Genomic DNA, 6,599 nt, shown 5'->3' with positions numbered 1-6,599 from the left:
CGGCATATCGCTCCTTCGGTGGAGAAGTGGAGGCGTCAAGCACCCCCACGATATGCCGCCTTTCCGATTCCCGCCGTCACCAACTTTGGGCGATAGCTCACCCTGGTACACACTTCGGCTTAAAGTCTGCGAGGCATGACTCGGTGCTCCGCGCACGTCGAAAACCGCCATCTTTCGACGAGAAGCCGGCGCTACGTCAAAGACGCCGTCTTGTGATCGCGTCTTCGTTCCGAACATTCTCGTAGCGATCTCTCCCCGATATCGATGCATTAGTCCGTTTCTGAGGGACGTTTCCGTCCGTCAACTACATTTCGGACAACTTTCTCCGCGGCACGGGGATGCCGACACTTTCGCTGCAAATCTCGTCGAGAGCTGCGGTTGGCTCCTGCACATCGACGCCTTGCAAGAGGGCTCGTACCCAACGCCGAACCACGGAGGCCTGCCGACACACAACTACTTGCGATCGAAAGGAACTGTTATGTGCATTCATCTTCAACAGGCCGCCAACTCGTCGCTCTCCAACCTAACGCCTATTTCAGCGCGTGCGGGTTAACGGGCGAGCCAAAGCCGCCAGTAACTTCTAGAGGCGGGGCAGCAAGCAGGAAGCTGTATTGTCCGTCGGCAGCGCAGTCGGCGGCCAGCGCGCCTAGATTGAACATCTCGCCTAGCGGCATGCCCATGTCGCGCAGCGCCAGCATGTGGAAGGCGAGCGGCATTTCCGAATCCATCCCCTCGGCGTCTAATATCTCCACAGCCATGTTGTCGGCGGCCACCGCAGCGAGCGACTTGTCGTGAGCCCACTCGGCGCAGGTATAACTCAGGCCTGGTTGCATTCCCATAAATTTATCGCGGTCTCCGTCAGCGGTGAACCGAAGCATGTGGCCGGTGTGCACCAAGAGGATGTCGCCGGGGCGAACGCTTACGCTCTGCTTCTCGCATGCGGCGTTCAGATCGTCGACAGTGATCGCATAGTCGAGCGGCAGCCGCTCCATTCCCTTCAGCCGTGCAATGTCAAATAGCACCCCGCGCGAAAGGATGCCGGGGGATGCAAGATGTTCGATGCCCATTTTCAGCGCGCCATTTTCCGTGAGGCATTCGCGCGCGACGCAGCCATTATAGAGCTGACCGTCATAGTGGACATGCCCCACCGCGTCCCATTGCGTTGAACATTGCAGGGGCATGTGGATGACATCATCAGAATAGCAAACTCCTTGCGCGCCAGGGCCCATCGGAGTGAAGAGGTCTGTCACGTAGACCATGGGGTTGAAACGCTTGCGTCCCGGCTGCGGCCCATTTCTGTCGAACCGCAGACCGAGGTTAAAGAGCTTTCCTTGTCGCACTTCGGCCGCCGCATTCTTGAGCGTTTCTGGCCCTATATGGTTGAGGGTGCCGCGCTGGTCCGCTTCGCCCCAACGCCCCCAGTTGCGCAGCTTATCGGCAAGGTAGTCAAAATTGGCAGGCCGCATGGCCGGTTCCTTCCTCGCTGCAAGAAATTTAACAGCTAGCCTCGCGGCTTGCTCAGCGTGTTTGATATGTCGGCGCGACCCGACTCGCTGTGCCAGCGTGAGGTGCCACTCCCGCCGAGAATGTTACTGCTTCACAACGGCTCTGCCTGCCCTGAATCAGCTGACGTCATACCGAAATTATGCGCTCGATCGCGACGAAACGCAGCTTTTTTGCGCAAGCAGCACGGCCCTCGTGATTTGCTTCAGAATGCGTTCAATCGGCGAGCTCAACTTACCAAGTGACAATGAGAGATGCTACAGCTCGATGTGCTGCTCGACATCGTCCCTCTGCCAAGCAGCCCGGCCTGCCACCCACCTGACTACTGCCGGTCAGACTCAGGAATTCGAAAGAAGGCCGGCACCACGAGCAAGCTCACGGAGGTCAAGTAGCGGTGGCGCAAAAGACGCCGGAGCCGGGGAGGTTGCGCAGAATTCAGTCCGCTAGCTGCAAACGTAAGCTCGAGTTGCCTTCATCGAAATTGGTAAACTTGAGCCAAGTCGAATGCCCTGGAGGAAATAAGCCATGGTGGCCAGACAGCGTGAAGTCGCACCCGTATCAAAAGTCAGTCTCTCGGCCGTACCAGCGGCCGGGAGCGCTACACGCATGACAGCGCGCCAAAGGACACGATCATGCCCCCGTGCGGCTGTAACGTGATCTCGTTGCTAGCGAGGAGAATGGAGGCACACGCCTCCTGCCTAGCTCACATCTGCTGCCGGACGGTCCAGACAGTTCCGTGCCTTACGCCGTGCCGACCATTGCGGCGGCCGGGAAGGCCAGCAGGATCGTCTTATTTGATGGAGGTTATGGCACGGCACGGGTCCTGGTCGTGTAAAAACACTGTTGCATGACGCGGACCAGCGCGGTTGAGCTCAGGCTACCGCAATCCGATCAATTTGGGCAAATTTTATGGCCACTCGACCAGAACTCATCCTGACGCCAATGTCGGGCTCTTTCACGCGCCCGATGACTCGCAAGGCGCGCGCCAGCGCCCGTATCACGCCCTCACCGCCGCCAGCAGCGGTTTCATCCCGACGATGTTCAGCACGCGGGTCAGATTGTAGCCGAGCACGCAGAGCGCCATCTCGGTCGCTACTTTCGGCAGCGTCACGCACAAGAAGTGCGTCGCGCCCATGCGCATCTTCAGTGTGCCGAACGGATGCTCGACGGTCTCGCGGCGTGTGCGCATGGCGTTTGGATTCTTGTCGAGCCGCGCCTGAGCGCGTTCGAGAACGTCCTCGTGCACCCACCGCTTGATACGACGTTGCGGGCTCGGCGTGCACTTCGATTTGAGTGGACAGGTTTTGTAGGCGTTCGTCCAATAGTTGCGCAGCTTCTGGCCGTCTTCCTCGCTGGTATAATAATATTTGAGTTGCTTACCGGCCGGGCAGCGATAAACATCCTCATCTGGCAGATAAGCAAAGTCCTGTTTGCCGAAGCGCCCCGAAGCCTTCGCACCCGATGTCATCGGCTTAGGCAACGTCACCGTGATGCCAGATTGCTCGCACGCCAGGATTTCTTCGCCCTTGAAGTAGCCGCGATCGGCGACAACATCGAGCGTGTCGGCCTCAAGAATGGCTTTGGCCTGCTGTGCTATGTTTGCAAGTTGTGACCGGTCAGCCACTTGTTGTCGCCTCGTGCGCGACGATCAGATGGTTTTCTGTATCGAGCGCCGTCTGCACGTTGTAGCCGACGATGCCGGAACCACGGCCGCTCGTGGCCATCGAACGGCTGTCAGGATCCGTGAACGATATCTGCTGATCGGGCGACGCCAGAACCTGTTTTTCCATGGCTGCGAGTTTCGCCATTTCAACGGTCAGATTTTCGAGCCGTTCTTTGATCCGCGTCTTTTTTAATTCCAGCGTTTCCGACGACTCCTGCCGGTCGGCGGTATCGAACTGAGCGAGATAGCGCGCAACACTCTCTTCCAATTGCGTGCGCCGCCGCTCGACTTTGCCGCGCGTGAAGTTCTTATCGCGATTACTGACTGCTTTGAATTTGCTGCCGTCCATGGCGACGCTGGCTGTCGCGAGCAACCCCATCTTGCGGCACACCTCGACGAAGCGCGCGCAGACTTTTTTGATGCCGGGACCATTGTCCTTGCGGAAATCGGCAATCGTTTTGTGATCGGGCGCAAGCCGGGCGAGCAGCCACATCACTTCGATGTTGCGGCCAGCTTCACGCTCGAGCCGGCGGCTCGAATGCATACGGTTGAGATAACCATAAATGTAGAGCTTCAAGAGCCCGGCCGGATGATACGACGGCCTACCCTGTGCCGGCAGGCTCAACGCCACCGAACCCAAGTTCAGCCAGATCGAGGGCCGCAACGAAGGCGTCGATCACGCGAACCGGATTGTCATCTAAAATCCAGTCATCCAGGCATTCCGGCAACAAAGTCGATTGCCCGCGATCAGCCCCTTGAACGAAGCGACTCATGCCCAGCCCCCGCCGAAGCTGCGCCCCAAGACGCATTGATCGGACAGCACATAGTCTGCAAGTGTTTCGCGCGAGGCGTAGCTCATAGGCTGCGGGCCGGATCGGTTCGAAACGCGCAAATCGTGGCCGCGATCGTGCTACTATTAGTCGAGGACGCCGAGGATGCGCCGTGATCAATTCGTGTCTCAAGATCCAGGCTCCGAGAGAACTCGTCAAGTCGCGTACCCAGGACTTAGCCGGTCCAGGCGGCGTTTGAGTGCCGCCCAAGGACGCGGATTCCTGTTGTAGCCTTTGCGTTGAAATTGCTCCGCGGTGTGGGAAGCGAGTTTATCAGACGGTAGAGCGATCCTTTGTCCACCTTGCGTAGCCGCAATCTGGACCCGGCAGGATTGCTCCAGGAGATACATGTTGAGGAACGCTTCGGAGGTGGTACGGCCAACTGTTAGCAAGCCGTGGTGCTTCAGGATCATCACGTCTTTGGTCCCGAGATCGCGCAAGAGACTCGCGCGCTCGCCAAGATCGAGCGCGACCCCTTCATAATTGTGATAGGCGATATTGCCGTAGAAGCACATCGATTTTTGGTTCAATGGAAGCAGCCCCTGTTCTTGAGCAGCAACCGCCATTCCTGCCAAAGTGTGCGTGTGAATTACGCAGTGGGCATCATCACGCGCCATGTGCACGGCCGAGTGAATCGTAAAGCCCGCGTTGTTTATCTTGGTCTCATCCTCTTTCTGAATAGCATGCCCCTCCGGGTCGACGACAACGAGACTAGAGGCCGTAATTTCATCGAACATCATTCCGTACGGGTTGAGCAGAAAACGATGCGCCTTGCCGGGTAGGCGCGCTGATAGGTGCGTGGAGATCAAGTCGTCCATGCCGAAATGTGCAATCAGGCGATACGCTGCCGCCAAATCACAGCGGATCTCCCATTCCTGGGAGGTGTCGTCAGACATGGTCGCTTCTCCTCAAGCGCAGTTAATGAATGTCAAGGGATCATAGCAACGGCCAAAGCCACGTTCCACTGATGAATACCGTTCGGCCGTGGATATTCCGCTTGTGGCAGAAGAATTCGCAGCTTTCATGCGTTTTGGCATTTCCCCAAACTTCTGAAGCTGTTCTCCGTTTGTGTCGCAGCCTCCTCCGGCCGCGGCATCAGCGTGACGTTTGAGCACCGCAGCTCGCGATGGACGAATGCCCAGTCCGGATGCGCACGTTGAGGCTGGGCCGATCGGAAGGCGGCGGAAACAGGCTGTCCTTGAGCTGGACGTCGGGCGCAGCACTTCGGGAATGTGCGCACGGACAGTCGTAAGTGTCGTTCTCGGCCACTACTTTCGGGGCCTGAGCGCGGCCGGCCCAGGGCAGTCGCTGGTTGATTCGCAGTTTGGTTGCCTGTTAAGATCTTGGTCAGGACGCCGGTGAGATAGGCGAGCGGATGCGACTGAACTTGAATGGCGGTGGAGCGTTGCCAACGACAAGAAGACCTATCGTTCGGACTCCGGCGAAATACAATCGCCCGTCACTTCGACGTTCGGAACCAATACGCCATATCTCAATGGCGCTAACACGATGGTACAAGAAAGGTGGTGATCCGGAACGGGCCAAGCAGCTCTTCGAAGAGGCTGGATATGCTGGCCCGAAGGTCATCATTCTGAGCCTACGAACAGTCCTTGGGGCACCAATAGCGCGCAGCTTCTGGCTGCTCACGTTAGGTGACATAGGGGGCAATACCGAGCTGACACCGAGGGACTGGGCGGCGCTTGTCGACCGCCGGTCGAACACGGGTCCCGTGGACAACGGCGGTTGGAGCATTTACCCCACGATCGAAATCGATTTTTGCTTCGGCAGCCCGCTCTCCTCGGAGTCGATGGCTATGGATGGGACCGGCATGGCTGGGCCAAGAATGACGAATACGAGGCGCTTCGAGACCATGGGCGGATAGCGCGCTCGATGACCGCAAGGTGCTGGCCCGCAAGATGCAGAAATCTGGTGGGATTTTGCGGGCTTCGTTTTCTTGGGGCAAACTATTACGCCCATCGCGACGCCGCAAAACTCTCACGGCCTTATCGGCTATCCAGCACTTTTCCACGTGTAGATATGCAGCAGGGAGCTCGAGCGTGGTGGGCACTTAAGCCCTCTCGCAGACTTATCGCGGCCACTGCCGTCAAGGCGATGGTCGGGACTTTTCTTCCTCTTGCGTCTGACGCTGGTGCCCGGCGATGCGGCGGCTATGATCGCCGGCACCCATGCCACGCCACAGATAGTTGCGGGCATCCGTGAAAAATTGGCCTAAACGGACCGCTAGGCGTTAAACAACTCGTCCATTGGCCGCTGGGTATTCTTAGCAGTGATCTCGCCGCGCTGCCAGTTTTCCCCTTGGTCTCACAGGGAGTGGCGCCAACCGTTTCGCTGTCGGTCCTGACGACGATTTTTTCGGTCACGGGTGTCGCCTTCGGCATTTTCGCCGCGTGGCGCCCGGCGACTTTGTCGATCGGATGGTCACCGCGTTCTCGGCAATGGCTATTCCGTTCCGGTATTTTGTCCTCGACTACTACTTCCTACTCGCTTTCTGATTGCACCCAGCAGAGCTGCCAGGGCCCTTCCGTGGGATATTGGAAATGACCAGGAAGCACCCCGCGCTACCGGCAGTTGCCATCAGCAAA

General features: G+C 58.2%; 2 protein-coding genes and 1 pseudogene. All 3 read right to left on the bottom strand.

Features of this window, described 5'->3' with window-relative positions:
• Positions 1 to 530: 530 nt before the first annotated feature.
• Positions 531 to 1,466 (bottom strand): cyclase family protein, encoded by a 936-nt coding sequence (locus tag IVB42_RS13180; RefSeq protein WP_247470367.1) that lies wholly within the window; start codon positions 1,464 to 1,466, stop codon positions 531 to 533.
• Positions 1,467 to 2,500: 1,034 nt separating this feature from the next.
• Positions 2,501 to 3,939 (bottom strand): annotated as a pseudogene (locus tag IVB42_RS13175) (IS1182 family transposase).
• Positions 3,940 to 4,151: 212 nt separating this feature from the next.
• On the bottom strand, positions 4,152 to 4,892 hold the full coding sequence (locus IVB42_RS13170) for a class II aldolase/adducin family protein (protein WP_247470365.1): 741 nt from the start codon (positions 4,890 to 4,892) through the stop codon (positions 4,152 to 4,154).
• Positions 4,893 to 6,599 lie beyond the last annotated feature (1,707 nt).

Source organism: Bradyrhizobium sp. 45 (genome assembly GCF_023073155.1).
Lineage (GTDB): Bacteria > Pseudomonadota > Alphaproteobacteria > Rhizobiales > Xanthobacteraceae > Bradyrhizobium > Bradyrhizobium canariense_D.
Note: the sequence above shows the minus strand (reverse complement) of the source record. Positions and strands in the feature narration are given on the sequence as shown.